Source organism: Mucilaginibacter sp. GW821-FHT07H05 (assembly GCF_059418485.1).
Genome location: NZ_JBWKPY010000003.1, coordinates 454,020 through 473,323, shown reverse-complemented (window position 1 = coordinate 473,323; position 19,304 = coordinate 454,020). Strand labels below are relative to the sequence as shown.

The following is a 19,304-nucleotide window of genomic DNA, read 5'->3' as shown; positions in this document are numbered from 1 at the left end:
TATCGCGATGCTGTGCTTGTGGAAGCATATTTGTATCTTAGTGCGGTTAACCCTTATTATATGCGTTATTTCCTTTGTATTATATTTCCACCGGCGGCAGTGCTAAGCACGGGCAGGTTGTTTACACTGATCCTGAATATCATCCTTACGCTATGCGGCTGGATCCCGGGCGTTATTCACGCCATACTGGTTACCGGCGATTTTTACGAGAACCGGCGCAACAGGCAACTAATGCGGGCTATGAAACGTAACCGTTATTAACGCTTACCTTCAACATTAAACCGTTTGCCTTATGTATTTCCTGCTGTCAAAAATACTACTGTTCATCATTTATCCCATTTACTGGATCTTTGTATTGTTTTTGATAGCCGCGTTTACCAAACGTAAACGGCTGCGAAAGTGGACCGCAATTGCTGCTACGATGCTTTTGCTCATATTTTCCAATACCTGGTTATGCAACTGGTATGCCCACGTTTGGGAGTATAAGCCCGTTGTACTTCCCGATAGCGCCCATTATAGTTGCGTTATTGTTTTGGGCGGGTTCACATCGCAAACCAGCGCTACCGAAGGGCGGTTTAACAGCGCTTCGGACAGATTTATACAAGGCATGCGCCTGCAAATGACCGGTAAGGCATCGCACATACTCATCAGTGGGGGTAACGGTAACCTCGATCCTAAATCATTTTCGGAAGGAGAGTGGGCCCGGGGGCAGTTAAAGCAATTTAAGTTTGCCGATAGTACCATTTTGATAGAAGGGAAATCCCGCAATACGCTGGAGAACGCCCAGTTTTCTGCAGAATTATTGAAGAAAAGTGGCTTAAAACCGCCGTATCTGCTGGTTACATCGGCTATGCATATGCGCCGGGCTTTAATGATATTTAAACATGCCGGGGTAGCTGTACAGCCTTATCCCTGCAGCTTTGTATCGGGCAGCGTGGGCCGTCCCTCATGGTTAGATATGGTTCCGGATTTTGAAGCCACCACCTGGTGGAACGGCACCATCAAAGAGGAGTGGGGATATATGGTGAACTACTTTATGAACAGGGATGATTAAAGATTTATGCAAGAGGTAGCTTAATACTAAAGCACGACCCTTTACCTTCCTCGCTATCTACGGTAATGGTGCCGCCATGCTTTTCAATGATCTGCTTAACAATGCTCAAACCTAAGCCGGTTGATGCTTCGCCTTTTAAACCGCTGCGGCCGGCCTTGGTAAAACGTTCAAATATATGCGGCAGCATATCCTTGGGGATACCCAGACCATGATCCTGTACCTGTAGTAAGGCCATATTTTTTTCTTTGCCCAATATAATATCCAGGTTATCGCGTTCTTTAGAAAATTTAAGCGCATTGCTGATCAGGTTATCCAGTACACGGTTAAATTTATCGGTATTCAGGTTTACCAGCAGGCCTTTATCGTGCTCGGTTAAAATGATATTATTCTTAATGTCGGTAGTGCTTTTCCAGGTATGGATAATGCCTTTAAGCAGTTCGCTCAGGTCAATCGTCCGGGTTTCAAACGGCTTATCATTTTCGTTTTTAGCTACTTCTAAAAGGTCGCCCACTATGGATTGTGCCTTGGCGCATGATGCCTTGATCATGTTTAAATTATCTGCTAACTCCTCATCCAGTTCTTCCATCTCCATAATCATCGCTACGGATTGAATGGCGGCAATAGGGTTGCGCAAATCGTGCGCTACAATGCCTAAAACATCATTCTTAAAATCGCTGGCCTTTTCAATTTCTATGTTTTTACGTTTAATTTCAGCCAACTGCATAAAATGACTGGCCTTGTACGAATAGATGTACCTGGATATAAAATAAAACCCGCTAAGCACAACAATAGAGGTCAGCTGACTATAGATCACCTCGGTAGGATCGGCCTTGCACCAAAACAGAACAACGCTAAACAATAGTTCTGTTAAAATGGTTAACATAATTGTGTCTTCATAATCAAACACACTGATCACACTTACGATTATTAAGGCTATCAGGTAAAATGTCAGGTTATCATTAAGGTCATACGTTCCGATAAAACTGGAAAGGATGCCTGCAATTAACAGGTAAACCGAAAATATGATCACAAAGGCCGCCATTCCACCCGTAGGCTTATTGGTCTTTTGAAAGGAGGTTAACAACTGACTGCCGATTAAATAAAATATAGGCGTAAGCAGGATGTAGGCCAGGTTACTGTAATTAAACTCCGGAAAATTGGAAGCCCTGGTAAGGCTATTAGGTGCCAGTGTGTAAAACAGCCGGAGGAAAATATTGAGCCCGAAAAATATCCCGCAGGCAACTTTAACCGCCTTCAGATTTTGAAGCGTGTAATGCTTGCGAAATGCGGAACTGCTACCAGCGGGCAGATTTTTAAAAAAATAAATATTCAATGGAGGTCAAGTGCTATTGGGTTTCAAAAATATAAAAACTTTGATCTGTAGCTATATCAAAATAAAAATATTACAATAAAACTATCCATTAAATATGTAAATCACAATAAACACCGTGTTGGTTACAAATAATGCCTTATGATTAAAAGCACATTAATTTGTGATTTAAATTAGGAGTGTTGCTGATTGTTTGGTTTATTATTGCAGTATCGAATACTTGACAAACTGTCGTGCTTATTTGATTTAGCATGACTTTTTTTCATACAACACTCATTGGCAGGGGTTTTGAATAACAATTAGCACTATGAATTTCAATAATTTTACCATAAAAGCGCAGGAAGCCGTACAAAAAGCTTCCGAGATCACTACCGGCAACCAACAGCAGGCTATTGAGAATGCACACCTGTTAAAGGGTTTAATGCTGGTGGATGAAAACGTGATCACCTATTTATTAAAAAAACTGAACGTAAACATCAACCGGTTGAACGAGCAACTAGATGAGCAGATAGCGTCGTTCCCTAAGGTGAGCGGCAGTAATGTGTACCTGTCGTCTAACGCCAACAGCGCCCTGCAAAAAGCGCAGGGCTACCTAAAGGAGTTTAAAGATGAGTTTGTTTCGGTAGAGCATATCCTGCTGGGTATTTTAGCGGTGAATGATAAAGCCGGCAGCGCCCTTAAAGATATGGGCGTGAATGAAAAAGATTTGAAAAAAGCCATCGTAGCTTTACGGGGCGATAATAAGGTGACCGACCAAAATGCCGAAGCAACTTATAACGCGCTGAATAAATACGCCCGCGATTTAAATGAGTATGCCGAATCGGGCAAGCTTGACCCGGTAATAGGGCGCGATGACGAGATCCGCCGCGTGATCCAGATCTTATCCCGCCGTACCAAAAATAACCCCATTTTGGTGGGCGAACCGGGTGTGGGTAAAACCGCTATTGCCGAAGGTATCGCCTTCCGTATTATTAAAGGCGATGTGCCCGAAAACCTGAAAAGCAAAACCGTTTACTCGCTGGATATGGGCGCGCTGATAGCAGGCGCTAAATACAAAGGCGAGTTTGAAGAACGCCTGAAAGCCGTTATTAAAGAAGTTACCCAGGCCGATGGCGAGATCATTTTGTTTATCGATGAGATCCATACCCTGGTAGGCGCCGGTGGCGGCGAAGGCGCTATGGATGCCGCTAATATATTAAAACCAGCCCTGGCCCGTGGCGAATTAAGGGCGATTGGCGCCACTACGCTAAATGAGTATCAAAAATATTTAGAGAAAGATAAAGCGCTGGAACGCCGTTTCCAGATGGTGCTGGTAGATGAGCCGGATACCGCCGATGCCATATCTATTTTACGTGGTTTAAAGGAGCGTTATGAAACCCATCACAAAGTACATATAAAAGATGAGGCCATTATTGCCGCGGTAGAAATGTCGCAACGCTATATATCCGACAGGTTTTTGCCCGATAAGGCGATTGACCTGATGGACGAAGCCGCATCCAAACTCCGTATGGAAATGGATTCGGTACCGGAAGTGGTAGACGAACTGGAGCGCCGCATTATGCAGCTGGAAATTGAGCGTGAAGCCATTAAACGCGAAAAAGACACAACTCGCGTAAAAGGGATAGGCGAGGAAATTGCCAACCTGTCTGCCGAGCGTGATTCCCTGCGGGCCAAATGGAAAGGCGAAAAGGACCTGGTAGATAGCATTAACCAAAAAGTAGAGCAGATTGAGAACTACAAGCTGGAAGCTGAGCAGGCCAAACGTGCCGGCGATTACGGGAAGGTAGCCGAACTGGAGTATGGCCGTATTAAAGAAACCGAACAGGAAGTAGAAAAACTGAAGGCCGTATTGCTGGAGAACCAAAAAGACAGCCGCATGCTGAAAGAAGAAGTTACTGCCGATGATATTGCCGGCGTGGTTTCGCGCTGGACAGGTATCCCGGTGAGTAAAATGATCCAAAGCGAACGCGAAAAACTGCTGAGCCTGGAAGATGAATTGCACAAACGTGTAGCAGGGCAGGAGGAAGCCATTGAAGCCATTAGCGATGCTATACGCCGCAGCCGTGCAGGTTTACAGGATAAAAAGAAGCCCATTGGCTCGTTTATATTCCTGGGTACAACAGGTGTGGGTAAAACAGAGCTGGCCAAGGCCTTAGCCGAATTTTTGTTTAACGATGAACAGGCGCTGGTGCGGATAGATATGTCGGAATACCAGGAACGCCATGCCGTATCACGCTTAATAGGCGCGCCTCCGGGCTATGTAGGTTATGATGAAGGCGGGCAACTAACAGAAGCTGTGCGCCGCAAACCTTACAGCGTGATATTATTGGATGAGATTGAAAAAGCGCACCCGGATGTATTTAATATATTATTGCAGGTACTGGATGATGGCCGACTGACTGATAACAAAGGCCGTTTGGTGAATTTTAAGAATACCATCATCATCATGACATCTAACATCGGATCGAACATTATCCAGGAAAACTTCCAGGGTTTTGAAGATAAAGATAAGGAAGAAGTGATGGCCAAAACCAAGAACCAGTTGTTTGAACTGCTGCGCAGCACCATCCGCCCCGAATTTTTGAACCGGATTGATGAAGTGATCATGTTTACCCCGCTAAGCCGCGACGAGATCAGCGATATTGTTAAACTGCAATTTAAACAGGTGCAGCATACCCTGGCAGATATGGGTATCAGCATTGAGGCATCTGACGAGGCGCTTGACTGGCTGGCCCAGTTAGGTTACGACCCGCAATTTGGCGCAAGGCCTTTAAAGCGTGTGATCCAAAAACGGATATTGAACGAACTATCCAAACAAATTTTATCCGGAAAAATTGATAAAGACGCCAAAATCAAGCTGGATATGTTTGATAACCAGTTCGTATTTTTGAACGAAGACAGCAAAAAATAATAATTATGATTTTAAGCGTTGCTTAATAATTAATATAAATTAAAAGAGAGTGTCAAAAACACTCTCTTTTTGTATTTAAATATCTATAAATGATAACTTTAAAACTTTAAAGAATAATCATAATATCTCCACATTAACATGAAAATGTTAATAAATAAATCTTTAAATATTAAAATATATACCTTAATATTGAACCCTAATATACCTATGTTATTACAAAGTGAAAAAGATACTTTATCTATTTATCATTTTTAGCTTTATTTTCGCGTCCGGCTGTGTTAAAAGCGGGGCACAAGTAGTCTTGCAGGCTATCGAATTTAAGCCTGAAACCTTAACTGTAGCATTTACTACCCCAGCACCTACGCCTACCAACACCATTGGTATGCAATTAAGCCCAGTGTTTACTCCATCCGTATTCAGCACAATTGCTGTTGAATGGGCTTCATCTGATAATAGTGTTGTTTCTGTATCATCTAATGGCTGGATAACTGCAAAGAAATCCGGAACTGCCTGGGTTACCATTAAGGATAAAAACAGCGCAACCACCGGTAAATGCCTGGTGATCGTTCAGTAATAATCCTCTTTTCCCCATTGTTTCCAGTTTTGTTTTAATGTTAGTAATTTCCTTTTACGTAGGGTGTTTTTAAAAGGTTCTATTTTTTCTATTTTTTTTCAATAAAAAAGCCCCTCACTAAAAGTAAGGGGCTTTCTATTACTAATTAATTATTTACAAGGACAATCCGTAGGTTTAGGACAGTCGGCCTTTTTAGTGCATTTATCCTTACTGCAACTTGTACAATTTGCCTGTTTAACTTTAGTCTTTTTTACAGGTGCCTTATCATTAGCCATTATTGTAGTAGCTGCAAATAATATTGCAAGCATACTTAAACTTAATTTTTTCATTTCGTATGTTTAAAATTTTCGTATGTTAAATAAAACAGGTGGTTTAGGTGTTTCGGTTTATTTAACACACTTTTGGCGGCTTCCAGTAGGATGAAGAGTAGGTGGACAAATCGCCAATTTTATAGAGAGAAACTGGTTTCTTACTAAAAGGTGCAGATACGGGATCAATAGTTAATGGGGCAACCGCAAGAAAACCGCAGATACTGCACGTCAGCATCATATTGCACCCGGTTTTATTACAATCATTATCACCGCCTGGTGGTTTATTACGTTTGCAGGCAGAGCGGTCGGTCATGCGTTTGCAGCACATCTTTTCACTTGTTTTAACAACGGGCTTAGCCATCCCTGCAAATAGCGACAGGAAAAGGATGGTGCCCATTAATAAAACAGATACAAATTTCATTATTCAAATGTAAGGCATACATCCCATCTTACAATGACTAAAATCACCTTTCAAAAAAACAATTAAAATTCTTTATCGCCTATCTCGCTATTGGGTAGTTTTAGCTTGCTGGTAAACCTATTGAGGTTAAAAGTAAGGTTAATTAAAAACACGTCCGTTTCGGATATATAGTTGGTTGTGGTATAAAAGTTACCGCCCGATGTAGTGATGCGCTGTTTATTAGCTCCCAAAAATCCCATATTCATATTCTGCCATAGCAGAGATGCAGTTAACATGCCTTTCATAAACTGTAAAAATAACATTAAAAGCATGGCCCATTAATTTGTAGGTTTATTTTTACATGATGGATTTGTTAAATATTTACTTATACAGGCAAACGATAGGCTGATATAATATACCAGCTTTTTTATATTTTTGCGCGGCAGAAGGCTATTAAAGCGCCACTCTGTTTGACCCGTCTCCATGGATATATCAGTTGTAATACCTTTATATGATGAAGTAGAATCGTTGCCCGAGCTAACCTCGTGGATAGCACGTGTGATGGACGAGAACCGTTTCACTTACGAAGTGATACTGGTAGACGATGGCAGTACCGATGGATCATGGGACATGATCCTTAAACTTAAAGAGAACAATCCATTTATCAGGGGCATCAAATTTCGCCGTAATTATGGTAAATCGGCCGCGCTGAATACAGGTTTCGAAGCGGCTAAGGGCAATATCATCATTACGATGGACGCCGACCTGCAGGACAGCCCCGACGAGATCCCTAACCTTTACCGGCGTATTGTTGAAGACAAGTACGACCTGATATCAGGCTGGAAAGCCAAACGTTACGATCCGCTGAGCAAAACCATACCAACCAAGCTGTTTAACGCCGCCACCCGCAAAATGAGCGGTATCCCCAACCTGCACGATTTTAACTGCGGACTGAAGGCCTATCGCAGCGCTGTGGTGAAAAACATAGAGGTATATGGCGAAATGCACCGCTATATCCCCGTGTTAGCTAAATGGGCCGGCTTTGTTAAAATAGGCGAACAGGTGGTGGAGCATCGCCCGCGCAAATACGGTAAAACCAAATTTGGCATGGCCCGTTTTGTAAACGGTTTTCTTGATCTGCTCTCGATATTTTTTGTAGGCAAATTTGGCAAACGCCCCATGCACTTTTTTGGAGCAATGGGCACTTTAAGCTTTTTTACCGGTTTTGTAACAGCCATTTGGCTTATGGCAGAAAAGCTTTACAATTTATCGCACAACATAAAGGCAAGGCAACCTACAGATAACCCCTTATTTTACGTGGCTATAGTGGCCATTATATTAGGTTCGCAATTGTTCCTAACTGGTTTTGTGGCAGAATTAGTTTCTCGCAGTGCCCACGAACGCAATAAATACCAGATAGAGGAAGTTATTTAATTCTTAGATGTGAGATTTTAGATATGAGATTTGAGATAGAACCCCATGCATTTTGTTTCTGCTTCTCATATTCCGTCAAAGCATCTCACATCTCAAATCTCATGTCTCAAATCTCATAAATGTTTTTCTCCATCATCATCCCCTTATATAACCGCCCGCAGGAGATCAAAGAACTGCTGTATACCCTTACCAAACAAACCTATACCCGGTTTGAGGTTTTGGTGATAGAGGATGGTTCGGTTAATGATGCAAAGGATATTGTAGAGAGTTATGCCGATAAACTGGATATCAAATACTTTGTAAAACCCAATTCGGGCCAGGGCTTTAGCCGCAATTTTGGCTTTGAGCGGGCTATTGGCGATTACTTTGTCATCTTCGATTCGGATTGCCTGATCCCGCCTGATTACCTGGAGATAGTAGCAGAAAGCCTTGCCGCCAATCACCTGGATGCCTACGGCGGCCCGGACGATGCGCACCCCTCATTCACGGCGATACAAAAGGCCATCAGCTATTCCATGACTTCGCCTTTTACTACCGGCGGTATCCGTGGCAATAAAAAGGGGATAGGGCAGTTTCATCCCCGCAGCTTTAACATGGGGATCTCGCGTAGGGTATGGGAAGCATCGGGCGGGTTTATTATTACCCGTTTAGGCGAGGATATCGAGTTCAGCATCCGTATCCACAGCATGGGTTTTAAAATAGGGCTGATACCCGAAGCCAAGGTTTACCATAAGCGCCGCACCAGCTTTTTACAGTTTTATAAGCAACTGCATTTTTTTGGGCGGGCGCGTATCAACGTCTATAAATTCTTCCCGGGGGGATTAAAAGCCGTGCATTTTTTTCCGGCAATATTTACGCTGGGTTTATTATTTACAATTTTTGCTAACATATTTAACTGGCCTGTAAGTCTGCTTGCCAATTTTATATTAGCTGTTATCATATTGTTAATATTTTTTCATTCTTTAAGTAAAAATAAATCGGTAAAAGTTGCATTTTTGAGCATTATTGCCGCGTTTATTCAGCTTACTGCTTATGGCCTTGGTTTTATGCAGGATTTTTGGAAGCGGATAATACTAAAACAACAATAAATAAACATATATGTACCATCCGTTTTCCATTGCAGAAACTATAAAAGCTGCGTGGAACATTATTAAAAAGAATTTTGTCACCATCATTATCTACTCTGCAATAGCGGTAGTAGCTTTGATAGTGATACAGATGGTGAATTTTATATTCAGATCCACTTCTGATTTTACTATACAGATCATCCTGTTCTTCCTGTTGCTAATCATGCAGGGGTATACCACGCTGGGTTTATATAAACTTATATTTACACTGATAGACAGCGAGTTCTATGAGTTTGAGTTCTCGCAGATAATACCCAGCATGCGTATGGTATTAAGCTATATCACCATCAGTTTAATATTTGCGTTTATTGTTACCACATTCAACGTTTTTGTGATAGACAATTTAGAGGAGTACCCGGCCACGCAAAATGCGGTAAAGTTTCTTGGCGTTTTAGTTTTGCTGTATCTGGCCCTGCGTTATATGTTTTGCGTATGCTTTATTGTAGATGACGATTCGGGCCCGTTCGAGTCGCTCAAACAAAGTTTCGCTATCACCAAAGGTAACCTCACTAAAATTATACTGATACTGCTCATCAGCATCGGGTTAATTGCGTTAGGTTTTATAGCTTTGTTCATCGGCATTATTATTACTTATCCGCTGGTAAATATTATATTGGTGGTTACCTACCGCAAGCTGGTGTACAGCCATCTTGATGTGGATGATGATATTGCCGAAACCAACTAAATAGGCATGGGGCTAAAAGGGATATTGAGTAGGGTATTTGCCGCGGTAGTGAGTTTGGAAATCAATAGCCTCCGTAAAAATGCAGTACATTACCAAGGCGAAATACTTGAGGAGCTGATCCAAAAGGCTAAAAATACAGCTTTTGGCCGTGATCATCGGTTCGATAAGATCAAATCGTATGATGACTTTAAAAAGCAAGTCCCCATCCGCGATTACGAAGACCTGCGCCCCTATATCGACCGTATCACTCAAGGCGAACCCGGTGTGCTTTGGCCCGGCAAACCCCAATACCTGGCTAAAACATCCGGTACCACATCCGGTGTAAAATATATCCCCCTGAGCAAGGAAAGTATGCCCGAGCATATTAAAGCCGCCCGCAATGCTTTGCTGAATTACATCCACGAGACCGGTAAATCCGACTTTGTTGATGGCAAGCTCATTTTTCTGCAAGGCAGCCCCGTATTATCCGAAAAGGCAGGTGTATCAACCGGGCGCTTATCGGGCATTGTGGCCCACCATGTGCCTGCTTACCTGCAAAAAAACCGCCTGCCTGCTTATGAAACCAATTGCATAGAAGACTGGGAGCAGAAAGTTGATGCCATTGTTGACGAGACGATAAACGAGGATATGCGCCTCATCAGCGGTATCCCCCCTTGGTGCCAGATGTACTTCGACCGGTTATCCGCGAAAGCGGGCGGGAAAAAGATCAAAGACATTTTTCCTAATTTTAAGCTGTTTGTATACGGCGGTGTTAATTACGAACCTTACCGTGCCCGGATAGAGGAGAGCATCGGCTTTGCGATAGATACGATTGAAACCTACCCGGCATCCGAAGGTTTTATTGCTTTCCAGGATTCGCAAAAGGATAAAAGCCTGTTATTGCTTTGCGATGCAGGCATGTTTTATGAGTTTATCCCGGCTGATGAATTTTTTAATGAGAATCCAACCCGTATTAACCTGCAGGATGTGGAACTGAATAAAAACTACGCCTTGATATTGAATACCAATGCAGGCCTTTGGGGTTACAGCCTGGGCGATACTGTTAAATTTGTATCAAAAAACCCATACCGCATATTGGTGACCGGTCGCATCAAACATTATATCTCGGCTTTTGGCGAACATGTGATAGGCGAGGAGGTAGAACAGGCGCTGATGGGGGTAGCCAAAGAAGAGGGTATTGATGTAGTAGAATTTACCGTAGCCCCGCAAGTTAATCCACCGGCAGGGCAACTACCTTACCACGAGTGGTTTATAGAGTTTGGCACCGAACCTAAAGATCTGCCGGCATTTGCTCAAAAAGTAGATAAGGCCCTTCAACAAAAAAATATCTACTATTTTGACCTGATTGAAGGTAACATATTACAACCATTGATTGTCAAAAGCTTAAAAAAGGATACCTTTATCAATTATATGCGCACGCAGGGTAAACTTGGCGGGCAAAATAAAGTGCCAAGGTTGGCTAATGACAGGAAGATAGTGGAGGCGTTAAGCCCCCCGGCCCCCTGAATGGGGAGTTTGTAAAACACAATGTCATTTCGATAGAGCATAGGAAGGGAGTGAGCGGGAGCGCGAAAGAGAAATCTTATACGTGCGACTAATCACCAGGTATAAGATTTCTCCCTACGGTCGAAATGACAAACTTTATAAAGAATAAGAAAATACATTGATTAAAAATATAGCAGTTTTAGGCTCAACCGGGAGCATTGGTACACAAACCCTGGAAGTGATAGGTGAAAACCCTGAGCTATTCCATGCCTATGTGTTAACCGCCCAAACCAATGCCGATCTGCTGATTGCCCAATCGCTTAAATTTAAACCGGCTTATGCCATTATCTGCGACGAGCAAAAATATCCGCTGGTAAAACAGGCGCTGGCCCATACCGCCGTAAAAGTGCTTTATGGGCATCAGGCTATTTGCGAGGTTGTAACCGAAAAGCATATTAATATCGTACTGACCGCTATGGTTGGTTTTTCGGGACTGGAGCCTACTATAGCCGCCATAAAGGCAGGTAAGGATATTGCTTTGGCCAACAAGGAAACATTGGTTGTAGCAGGAGAACTGATCACACAATTAGCCAAACAGCATAACGTAAAAATACTGCCTGTCGACTCGGAGCATTCTGCTATTTTCCAGTGCCTGGCAGGCGAGGAGCATAACGAGATAGAGAAAATCATCCTTACAGCGTCGGGAGGTCCATTCCGTGGTAAAGGGCTTGATTTTTTGGCCGGCGTTACCCGCGAGGCTGCTTTAAAACACCCCAACTGGGTAATGGGCGCTAAAATCACTATCGATTCGGCATCATTAATGAACAAAGGCCTGGAGGTGATTGAAGCTAAATGGTTGTTTAACTTAAATGTTAATCAAATTGATGTAATCGTTCATCCACAGTCTATTATACATTCAATGGTGCAATTCAGGGATGGATCGATCAAAGCCCAGATGGGTTTGCCTGATATGAAGTTGCCTATCCAGTACGCCTTAACCTATCCGCATCGCGTAAGCAATAATTTTAAGCGTTTTAATTTTACCGATTACCCTAACTTGAGTTTTGAAAAACCGGATATCAAGAATTTTCGTAATCTTGCTTTAGCGTTTGATGCTTTGGAGAAGGGCGGAAATATGCCATGCATTATTAATGCTGCCAATGAAATTGCTGTGGCCGGATTTTTGAAGGATGAATTAAGGTTTTTAGCCATGAGCGATATAATTGAACAATGTATGGCCGATATTGAATTTAAAGAAAACCCGGGTGTAGAGGATTATTTGAATACTGACAAAGAAACACGCATATTAGCACAAAGTTTAATAAATACAAATGCCCCTAATGGCATTAACAATTTGATTATAAAATAGAGAATGAGTATAGTGATTATGGTGGGCCAGTTATTGCTGGGCCTTTCAATTTTAGTGATCCTGCACGAAGCGGGACATTTTTTGGCGGCGAGGGCGTTCGGGATCAAAGTAGAAAAATTCTATCTGTTTTTTGATGCCTGGAATTTTAGTTTGGTTAAGTTTAATTACAAAGGGGTTGAGTATGGTATTGGCTGGCTGCCTTTAGGTGGTTATGTTAAAATTGCCGGTATGATAGATGAATCTATGGACACCGAGCAATTAGCCGGTCCGCCGCAACCCTGGGAGTTTCGCTCTAAACCCGCCTGGCAGCGTTTAATAGTAATGCTGGGTGGTATTTTTGTAAACATAGTTTTGGGCGTCTTTATTTTTTGGATGCTGACCCTGCGCTACGGCGAAACCTATGTGCCTAACGGAAATATAAAATATGGCATTGTACCCGGAAAAATAGGTACACGTATTGGCCTGAAAGCCGGCGATAAGATCATTGCCGTAAACGGGAAAAAGATTGAGCATTTTGAAGAACTGATCAGTTCTAAAGTATTGTTAGGCAACACCCACCTTACGGTGGTGCGTAACGGGCAGGAAATGCCGATAACTGTACCCGGCAATATTTTAAACGATATTTCGGATTATGGTATTGGCGAATTTGTTTCGCCGCGTACCAAATTCATGATCGATTCGGTATTGAAAGGTAGTAACGCGCAATTAGCCGGTTTAGTAAAAGGCGATAGTATTAAGGCCGTAAACAATGTACCTGTTCAGTTTTTTGACGAGTTTCAGAATGAGTTGCTGAAATATAAAAACCAGCGAGCCAACCTTACTGTAAAACGTAACGGCAATATCCTGCAGTTGCCTACCGATATAAATAAAGACGGCAAACTTGGTTTTAAAGATGGTAGCATAGGTATCTCCATTAAACCCGATGAGCCGCTTTCAAAAACCGAAAGCTATGGTTTTATAAGTGCATTGCCTGTCGGCGCTTCAAGGGCCTGGGGTATGTTCTCTGACAATGCCAAGGGGCTGAGCAAGGTTTTTAAAGGTGAAATTAAATTCAATAAAGCCGTAAGCGGCCCGGTTGCTATGGCCAAAATGTTTGGCGGTAGTGTAGACTGGATAAAATTTTGGAGCCTGGTAGGTTTACTAAGTATGGCATTAGCGTTAATGAACCTGTTGCCCATCCCCGCGCTGGACGGCGGCCACGCCCTGTTCCTGATTATTGAAATGATAAAGGGCAAGCCGCTGAGCGATAAGTTTTTGGAGCGTGCCCAATTGGTAGGCTTCGTAATCCTGATCAGTCTGATGGTGTTTGTATTTGGTAATGATATTACAAGGCTGATCAAGAAATAAGATCACCTGATATTTTAAACAACAAAAGCCGCTTATCGCGGCTTTTGTTGTTTAAAAATTTGAGTTATCAAATCTCAGTGGGATTTTGAAGGTGGAGTTACAAGGTGGGAGGGCTGTCACCCTGAGCCCGTCGAAGGGTGTGTGCTTAGGCCTGCCCACCATGGTTCGACGGGCTCACCATGACACCCCTGCGCTAAATCTCACATGGGTAACTTGTTTCAGCCAGCACATGCAAAGAACCGTAGTATCCGCTACGTAGCCTGTGGGATCCCGAAACAAATTCGGGGGCAAAATAATATATCGCTGCCGCTTATTATTCAATCAGGTTAAACTGCAAACTATTCGGATTAATAAACGTTCTAACCGCATGAGAATGATCGTAATCCTATCTATCGCAGCGTTAACTATCGTGTCCTGCTCGTCGCCATCAGGCAAAACAGCCGGCACCGATACCATTATAGCCGGGGATACCCTGGCCAAATCGGCATCAACACAACAAACCAATCATACGCCCACCATTACTTCCTTATGTTTTATGCGCACGGAGGGCGCTAAAAACCGGGACAGCACTACTATAGAGCTTTCTATAAAAGGCAGTACAGTTACCGGCGAAATGATTTGGACGCCTTATCAAAAAGACGGGCGTAAAGGCATCCTTACCGGTACCCAAAAAGGCGATACCATTAACGCCTTATGGACATTTAAGCAGGAAGGTATAACTGATAGCATCAGGGTAAAATATAAACTGGCAGGCAATAAACTGCTGCAAAAACCTTTAAAAACAGATACCAAAACAGGCCGTCAGCTAACAGATGAGGCGGCAGGCTACTCGGTACAGTACAAACCTTACATAGGGAAGTAATAAGCCAAATTAAGGCACAAACTGTAGTAAAAATGCCGAGCCCATACCTTCTGAAGATTGTACCTGGATATTGCCTTTATGCAGCAGCATAATCTGTTTACATAAGCTTAGCCCAATACCGCTCCCTGTTTTGCGGGTACTAAAAAACGGGATAAAGATCTTATCCAAAAGTTCGGGTGGCATACCTACGCCGTTATCTGATATTTTTACTATAGTTTTATGATTAGCCTGTAATTCTGCCGATAGTACGATACGTGGAGATTCGCGGTCTTTTACGGCCTCGATACCGTTCACCAGCAGGTTGATCAATACTTGTTCAACCAGGTTAATATCCGCCTCAATAGCCAGAGTAGGGTCGCGCAGAATGATCTCCAGTTCGATGTGTTTTTTCTCCAGCGTAGGTTGCATCAGGTTGCTTAGGTTTTCGAACAGGTCGCGTACCAGCACTTTTTTCAGGTCCAGCTTGGTGATCTTATTCAGGTTGCGGTAGCTTTCGGTAAACTTTAATAATCCCTCGCTGCGGCGCTTAATGGTATCAATACCCAATTCCAGGTCTTCCAGCTGACTGCTGACCGGGCTATTGGCAATCTCCGGGCTTTTCAGCCTGTTCTTCAAAGTATCCGCTAAGGACGAAATAGGCGCAACCGAGTTCATGATCTCGTGCGTCATTACGTTCAGCAGTTTTTGCCAGGCTTTAGATTCGGTTTCGTCCAGGGCTTCGCTCACATTCTGGAAGGCCAGTAATTTATATAGCCGGTTGTCGCTGCGCAAAACACTGGCGGTTACCAAAACTTTAATCAACTGCTGGTTGCGGGTTAGCGATACCACTTTGCTATCGCCCGGTTTAATGTTGATCACATCGTGGTAAAGCGCCGGCTCCCGTTTCTCTAACGAGTGGATGGTTTTAAGGTAGGGGATGCTCAGCAGGTTTTTAAATGCTTCATTGATCCAGCCCGTTTCACCGGTTTCCGCGTCGTAGGATACAATGCCTGTATCCACCAGTTCCAATACTTTTTGCAGATAATGGTACTGCGTTTCGCGCTCGCGGCTGATCAATTTAAAGGTACTGTTGATCTCGTTAAAGCCTTTACGTAAAGGTTTCAGTTCGTTAGGTGCCCGGCGCTCATCAAAATGGCGCGAAAAATCCCGGTAATGGATCGACTCTACAAACTGATTAACCTCGTCCTGCGCCTTTTTCTGAAAGCGGATCAGTTCAATCATTTGATAAACAATAACCGGCAGCACAAACACCAGGTAAATAAAAAACCCTTTAACAATAATAAAAGCAGCAGCAGTTATGGTGATAAACAGCATTAGTACACGCAGTACAAAGCGCCATTCGTATTGTTTATATATCATATTTGCTTAATCTGCGGTATAGGGCGGTGCGGGTTAGGCCAAGTTCTTTGGCGGCACGGGTGATGTTGCCATTATGCTTTTCAATTACACGTAATATAGCGCTTTTTTCCATGGCGCTCAGCGGAACGTTACTATCTGCCTCAACGGTTTCTATAGCTGTTTCCAGCGATGAGAAGATCAGGTCGTCGGTTTTCAGGATATGGTCGTCGGCCATAATTACGGCGCGCTCTATGGAGTATTGCAACTCGCGCACGTTGCCGGGGAAATTGTATTGCTTTAGCTTAGTTAAAGCCGCTGGTTCAAAATCCATGGTCGGTTTGGCATATTTAGCCGCATACAGTTTAGCAAAATGACGGGCCAGCAGTACAATATCATTATTACGCTTGCGCAAAGGCGGCATCGTTATTTCAACGGTGTTAATCCGGTAGATCAAATCCTTTCGGAATTTGTTTTCGTTCGCCAGCTCCTGCAAAGGCATATTGGTAGCGCATATCAGGCGGATATCAATATCTATCGGCTTATTGGTGCCCAAACGGGTAACCTGCCTGTTTTGTAATACGGTAAGCAGTTTGGCTTGCTGCTGCAGGCTGATATTGCCTATCTCATCTAAAAACAAGGTGCCGCCATGGGCATCTTCAAAACGGCCGGGGCGGTCTTCACGCGCATCGGTATAGGCCCCTTTTTTATGGCCAAAGAGTTCGCTTTCAAACAAGCTATCGGTCAGCGCGCCAACATCCACCTTAATAAAAGGCTTATTGGCCCGCATAGACCGCTCGTGGATGGCTTTAGCCATTAAATCCTTACCGGTACCATTTTCGCCCAGTATCAGGATATTGGCATCGGTAGGGGCTATCTTATTCACTTTATGAAAAATATCCTGCATCGAGTCCGACTCGCCCAGAATAGAGGTAGATCCCGCTGTGCTTTTAGCCGGGGTTTTAACGGTTTTAACACCTTCCTGTTTATCCAGCAGGTCCTTAATGGTTTCTATCAGTTTTTCGTTATGCCACGGCTTTACAATAAAGTCATTGGCGCCTTCCTTTAACGATCGTACCGCCAGGTCAATATCACCGTAAGCGGTAATCATAATTACACATACATTGGGCTTCCATTCCTTTATTTTGCGTAACCAGTAAATGCCCTCGTTGCCGGTATTAATGGCGCTGTTAAAGTTCATGTCCAGCAATACCAGGTCAACCTGGTTACGTTGCAGCAACCAGTTCAGGTTCTCGGGGTTTTTCTCGGTGATCACTTCCTGCGCTTCGGTTTTTAGCAATAGCTTTACCGCGGTAAGCACATCGGTGTCGTCGTCAACAATTAAAACGGTTGCCTTTTTTAGTATCATTTTATGCGATATATTGAAGCGGTTAATGTAATTAAAATAATTGTTTAGTAGCTGTTCGGAAATTTAACCACAAAGGGCGCAAAGTTTTTTTCACAAAGTTCACAAAGAAAAAATACTTATTGTAACTAAGGCTTAGTGCTCTTTGTGATTTTCTTCTTTGTGTGCTTTGTGGTTAAATCACCATCAAATATTATAATACCTTACATACCAATTTGATACCCATATTGTCAACTAACTGATAAACAGTATTTTTATTTATTAAGTGCAAATTACACTGTATCATAATCGTACACCTGATGTAACAGAAGCGAACGCCGTACACTTGCCTGTGTTGTATAATATGCTGATAAACAATTAATTAATTTGTGGCATGGGATTGTATTAGCCTATACCAAAATAGCTAAAATTACGTGGACAGAAAAATTGAGAAAAAAACATGGGATAGCAAACGGATCATGCTCGTTTGCGGAATTGCAGTTGCTTTGGTTGTAGCGTACTTCCTGTACACATCAATGGTGGGCAAAAGCAAACTGAATGTAGAATTAGAACGCATTACTGTTAGTGAAGTACATAAAGGCCCTTTCCAGGTTACCATACCCGAAAACGGTATTGTAATGCCTGTTGCTACCATTTATATAGATGCTGCCGAAGGCGGACGTGTTGAGAAAAGGTTTGTTGAGGATGGCGCCATGATGAAAAAGGGCGAGCCGATACTGAAGTTATCTAATACCGATCTGGAATTGAGCCTGGCCAATCAGGAAACCGCCGTGTTTGCCGAGTTAACCCAGATGCAGATCTCGCATACCGCGCAAATGCAGGGCACTATTGGTAAACTAAACCAAATGGCCGATGTAGACAATGCCTTTAAAGAAGCCGAACGCGTATATAAACTAAACAAACATTTGTACGATCAAAAAGCGATTGGCCTGCAGGAATTTAAGAAATCGGAGAATGATTATAATTACCAGCTGCGCCGTGAAAAGCTGACCAAGCAGATCCTGTCACAAGACACTACCATGAGCAGGCAGCAGGAACAGCAATCTAAAGAGCAATATGCCCACATGAAAAGCACCCTGCAACTGATGCGCAAAAAAGTGGACGACCTGACCATACGTGCGCCTGTTGACGGGCAATTAACATCGCTGGATGCGGAGATAGGGCAAAATAAAGCAAAAGGCGCTAACCTGGGCCAGATAGATGTGATAACCGGCTACAAGGTGCGGGTAGATATTGACGAACATTATTTACAGCAGGTATATGTGGGTATCCCGGGCACCTTTACTTTAAGCGATAAAACCTATAAACTGGTTGTAAAAAAAGTTTATGCGCAGATAACCAATAGCAAGTTCCAGGTAGATATGCAGTTTGTGGGCAAAGTGCCCGAAGGTATACGCCGTGGCCAAACTTTACAAATAACCCTGGCACTGAGCGATGAAACGCAGGCTATATTGGTACCACGTGGTGGTTTCTTCCAGCAAACAGGTGGTAACTGGATCTTTAAACTAAGTGCCGATGGTAAAACAGCTTACCGCGTGGATATACAGTTGAGCCGCCAAAACCCTGATTATTTTGAGGTGCTGCAGGGCTTAAAACCAGGCGACAAGGTAATTACCAGCAGCTATGAAAACTACGGGGATATACAGGAACTGGTGCTTAAATAAGCACCCCCTGACCCCCTAAAGGGGGAATATTGAATGTAAAACAGATATAA

17 protein-coding genes are annotated in these 19,304 nt (G+C 43.1%); 12 read left to right on the top strand and 5 right to left on the bottom strand.

The genetic code is table 11. The features are described from left to right. Positions 1–60 precede the first annotated feature (60 nt). Complete coding sequence (locus tag AC07M6_RS09715) at positions 61–261, top strand: YqaE/Pmp3 family membrane protein (RefSeq protein WP_494888856.1); 201 nt, start codon at positions 61–63, stop codon at positions 259–261. 31 nt (positions 262–292) lie between these two features. Next, on the top strand, positions 293–1,054 hold the full coding sequence (locus AC07M6_RS09710; RefSeq protein WP_494888855.1) for a YdcF family protein: 762 nt from the start codon (positions 293–295) through the stop codon (positions 1,052–1,054). Between the two features lie 4 nt (positions 1,055–1,058). Here the strand turns inward: AC07M6_RS09710 and AC07M6_RS09705 are convergent, their stop codons facing one another. Continuing rightward, positions 1,059–2,387 carry a sensor histidine kinase gene (locus AC07M6_RS09705; RefSeq protein WP_494888854.1) on the bottom strand — a complete coding sequence of 443 codons (1,329 nt, stop codon included), beginning with the start codon at positions 2,385–2,387 and terminating at the stop codon, positions 1,059–1,061. A gap of 304 nt (positions 2,388–2,691) precedes the next feature. On the opposite strand from AC07M6_RS09705, the gene clpB reads away from it, so the two are divergent. Both clpB and AC07M6_RS09695 read left to right on the top strand, forming a co-directional pair. Beyond that, positions 2,692–5,295, top strand: a complete 2,604-nt coding sequence (gene clpB, locus AC07M6_RS09700; RefSeq protein WP_494888853.1) for an ATP-dependent chaperone ClpB — start codon at positions 2,692–2,694, stop codon at positions 5,293–5,295. 220 nt (positions 5,296–5,515) lie between these two features. Next, positions 5,516–5,869: an Ig-like domain-containing protein gene (locus AC07M6_RS09695; protein ID WP_494888851.1), complete on the top strand. Its 354-nt coding sequence runs from the start codon at positions 5,516–5,518 to the stop codon at positions 5,867–5,869. Between the two features lie 390 nt (positions 5,870–6,259). Here AC07M6_RS09695 and AC07M6_RS09690 read toward each other — a convergent pair whose 3' ends face one another. Next, a complete protein-coding gene (locus tag AC07M6_RS09690; RefSeq protein ID WP_494888849.1) occupies positions 6,260–6,601 on the bottom strand; it encodes a hypothetical protein in 342 nt (113 codons plus the stop codon). Positions 6,602–6,663: 62 nt separating this feature from the next. Beyond that, complete coding sequence (locus AC07M6_RS09685; protein ID WP_494888847.1) at positions 6,664–6,876, bottom strand: hypothetical protein; 213 nt, start codon at positions 6,874–6,876, stop codon at positions 6,664–6,666. Between the two features lie 187 nt (positions 6,877–7,063). On the opposite strand from AC07M6_RS09685, the gene AC07M6_RS09680 reads away from it, so the two are divergent. The 7 genes from AC07M6_RS09680 to AC07M6_RS09650 all read left to right on the top strand — a co-directional run bounded on the left by AC07M6_RS09680 (position 7,064) and on the right by AC07M6_RS09650 (position 14,889). After that, positions 7,064–8,014, top strand: coding sequence for a glycosyltransferase family 2 protein (locus tag AC07M6_RS09680; protein ID WP_494888845.1), 951 nt, complete (start codon positions 7,064–7,066; stop codon positions 8,012–8,014). A gap of 119 nt (positions 8,015–8,133) precedes the next feature. Beyond that, positions 8,134–9,102 carry a glycosyltransferase family 2 protein gene (locus AC07M6_RS09675; RefSeq protein WP_494888843.1) on the top strand — a complete coding sequence of 323 codons (969 nt, stop codon included), beginning with the start codon at positions 8,134–8,136 and terminating at the stop codon, positions 9,100–9,102. 10 nt (positions 9,103–9,112) lie between these two features. Then, the gene (locus AC07M6_RS09670; protein ID WP_494888841.1) at positions 9,113–9,826 is read left to right on the top strand and encodes a glycerophosphoryl diester phosphodiesterase membrane domain-containing protein; all 714 of its coding nucleotides are present in this window, start codon (positions 9,113–9,115) and stop codon (positions 9,824–9,826) included. A 6-nt stretch (positions 9,827–9,832) separates the two neighbouring features. Further along, positions 9,833–11,332, top strand: a complete 1,500-nt coding sequence (locus AC07M6_RS09665; RefSeq protein WP_494888839.1) for a GH3 auxin-responsive promoter family protein — start codon at positions 9,833–9,835, stop codon at positions 11,330–11,332. 160 nt (positions 11,333–11,492) lie between these two features. Beyond that, positions 11,493–12,680, top strand: coding sequence for a 1-deoxy-D-xylulose-5-phosphate reductoisomerase (locus tag AC07M6_RS09660; protein ID WP_494889369.1), 1,188 nt, complete (start codon positions 11,493–11,495; stop codon positions 12,678–12,680). Between the two features lie 3 nt (positions 12,681–12,683). Then, positions 12,684–14,027, top strand: coding sequence for an RIP metalloprotease RseP (gene rseP, locus AC07M6_RS09655; protein ID WP_494888837.1), 1,344 nt, complete (start codon positions 12,684–12,686; stop codon positions 14,025–14,027). A gap of 367 nt (positions 14,028–14,394) precedes the next feature. Then, complete coding sequence (locus AC07M6_RS09650) at positions 14,395–14,889, top strand: hypothetical protein (protein ID WP_494888835.1); 495 nt, start codon at positions 14,395–14,397, stop codon at positions 14,887–14,889. 9 nt (positions 14,890–14,898) lie between these two features. Here the strand turns inward: AC07M6_RS09650 and AC07M6_RS09645 are convergent, their stop codons facing one another. Continuing rightward, positions 14,899–16,248 (bottom strand): sensor histidine kinase, encoded by a 1,350-nt coding sequence (locus AC07M6_RS09645; RefSeq protein ID WP_494888833.1) that lies wholly within the window; start codon positions 16,246–16,248, stop codon positions 14,899–14,901. Next, positions 16,238–17,593: a sigma-54-dependent transcriptional regulator gene (locus tag AC07M6_RS09640; RefSeq protein ID WP_494888831.1), complete on the bottom strand. Its 1,356-nt coding sequence runs from the start codon at positions 17,591–17,593 to the stop codon at positions 16,238–16,240. Before AC07M6_RS09640 ends, AC07M6_RS09645 begins: the two co-directional genes overlap by 11 nt. A gap of 410 nt (positions 17,594–18,003) precedes the next feature. Between AC07M6_RS09640 and AC07M6_RS09635 the strand changes: the two genes are divergently transcribed. After that, positions 18,004–19,254: an efflux RND transporter periplasmic adaptor subunit gene (locus tag AC07M6_RS09635; RefSeq protein ID WP_494888830.1), complete on the top strand. Its 1,251-nt coding sequence runs from the start codon at positions 18,004–18,006 to the stop codon at positions 19,252–19,254. Positions 19,255–19,304: the final 50 nt, after the last annotated feature.

Coding starts and splice junctions, on each gene's coding strand:
- AC07M6_RS09715 (WP_494888856.1), top strand. CDS start 61: ATGCGTTATTTCCTTTGTATTATATTTCCACCGGCGGCAGTGCTAAGC.
- AC07M6_RS09710 (WP_494888855.1), top strand. CDS start 293: ATGTATTTCCTGCTGTCAAAAATACTACTGTTCATCATTTATCCCATT.
- clpB (WP_494888853.1), top strand. CDS start 2,692: ATGAATTTCAATAATTTTACCATAAAAGCGCAGGAAGCCGTACAAAAA.
- AC07M6_RS09690 (WP_494888849.1), bottom strand. CDS start 6,601: ATGAAATTTGTATCTGTTTTATTAATGGGCACCATCCTTTTCCTGTCG.
- AC07M6_RS09685 (WP_494888847.1), bottom strand. CDS start 6,876: ATGTTAACTGCATCTCTGCTATGGCAGAATATGAATATGGGATTTTTG.
- AC07M6_RS09680 (WP_494888845.1), top strand. CDS start 7,064: ATGGATATATCAGTTGTAATACCTTTATATGATGAAGTAGAATCGTTG.
- AC07M6_RS09675 (WP_494888843.1), top strand. CDS start 8,134: ATGTTTTTCTCCATCATCATCCCCTTATATAACCGCCCGCAGGAGATC.
- AC07M6_RS09670 (WP_494888841.1), top strand. CDS start 9,113: ATGTACCATCCGTTTTCCATTGCAGAAACTATAAAAGCTGCGTGGAAC.
- AC07M6_RS09665 (WP_494888839.1), top strand. CDS start 9,833: ATGGGGCTAAAAGGGATATTGAGTAGGGTATTTGCCGCGGTAGTGAGT.
- rseP (WP_494888837.1), top strand. CDS start 12,684: ATGAGTATAGTGATTATGGTGGGCCAGTTATTGCTGGGCCTTTCAATT.
- AC07M6_RS09650 (WP_494888835.1), top strand. CDS start 14,395: ATGAGAATGATCGTAATCCTATCTATCGCAGCGTTAACTATCGTGTCC.
- AC07M6_RS09645 (WP_494888833.1), bottom strand. CDS start 16,248: ATGATATATAAACAATACGAATGGCGCTTTGTACTGCGTGTACTAATG.
- AC07M6_RS09640 (WP_494888831.1), bottom strand. CDS start 17,593: ATGATACTAAAAAAGGCAACCGTTTTAATTGTTGACGACGACACCGAT.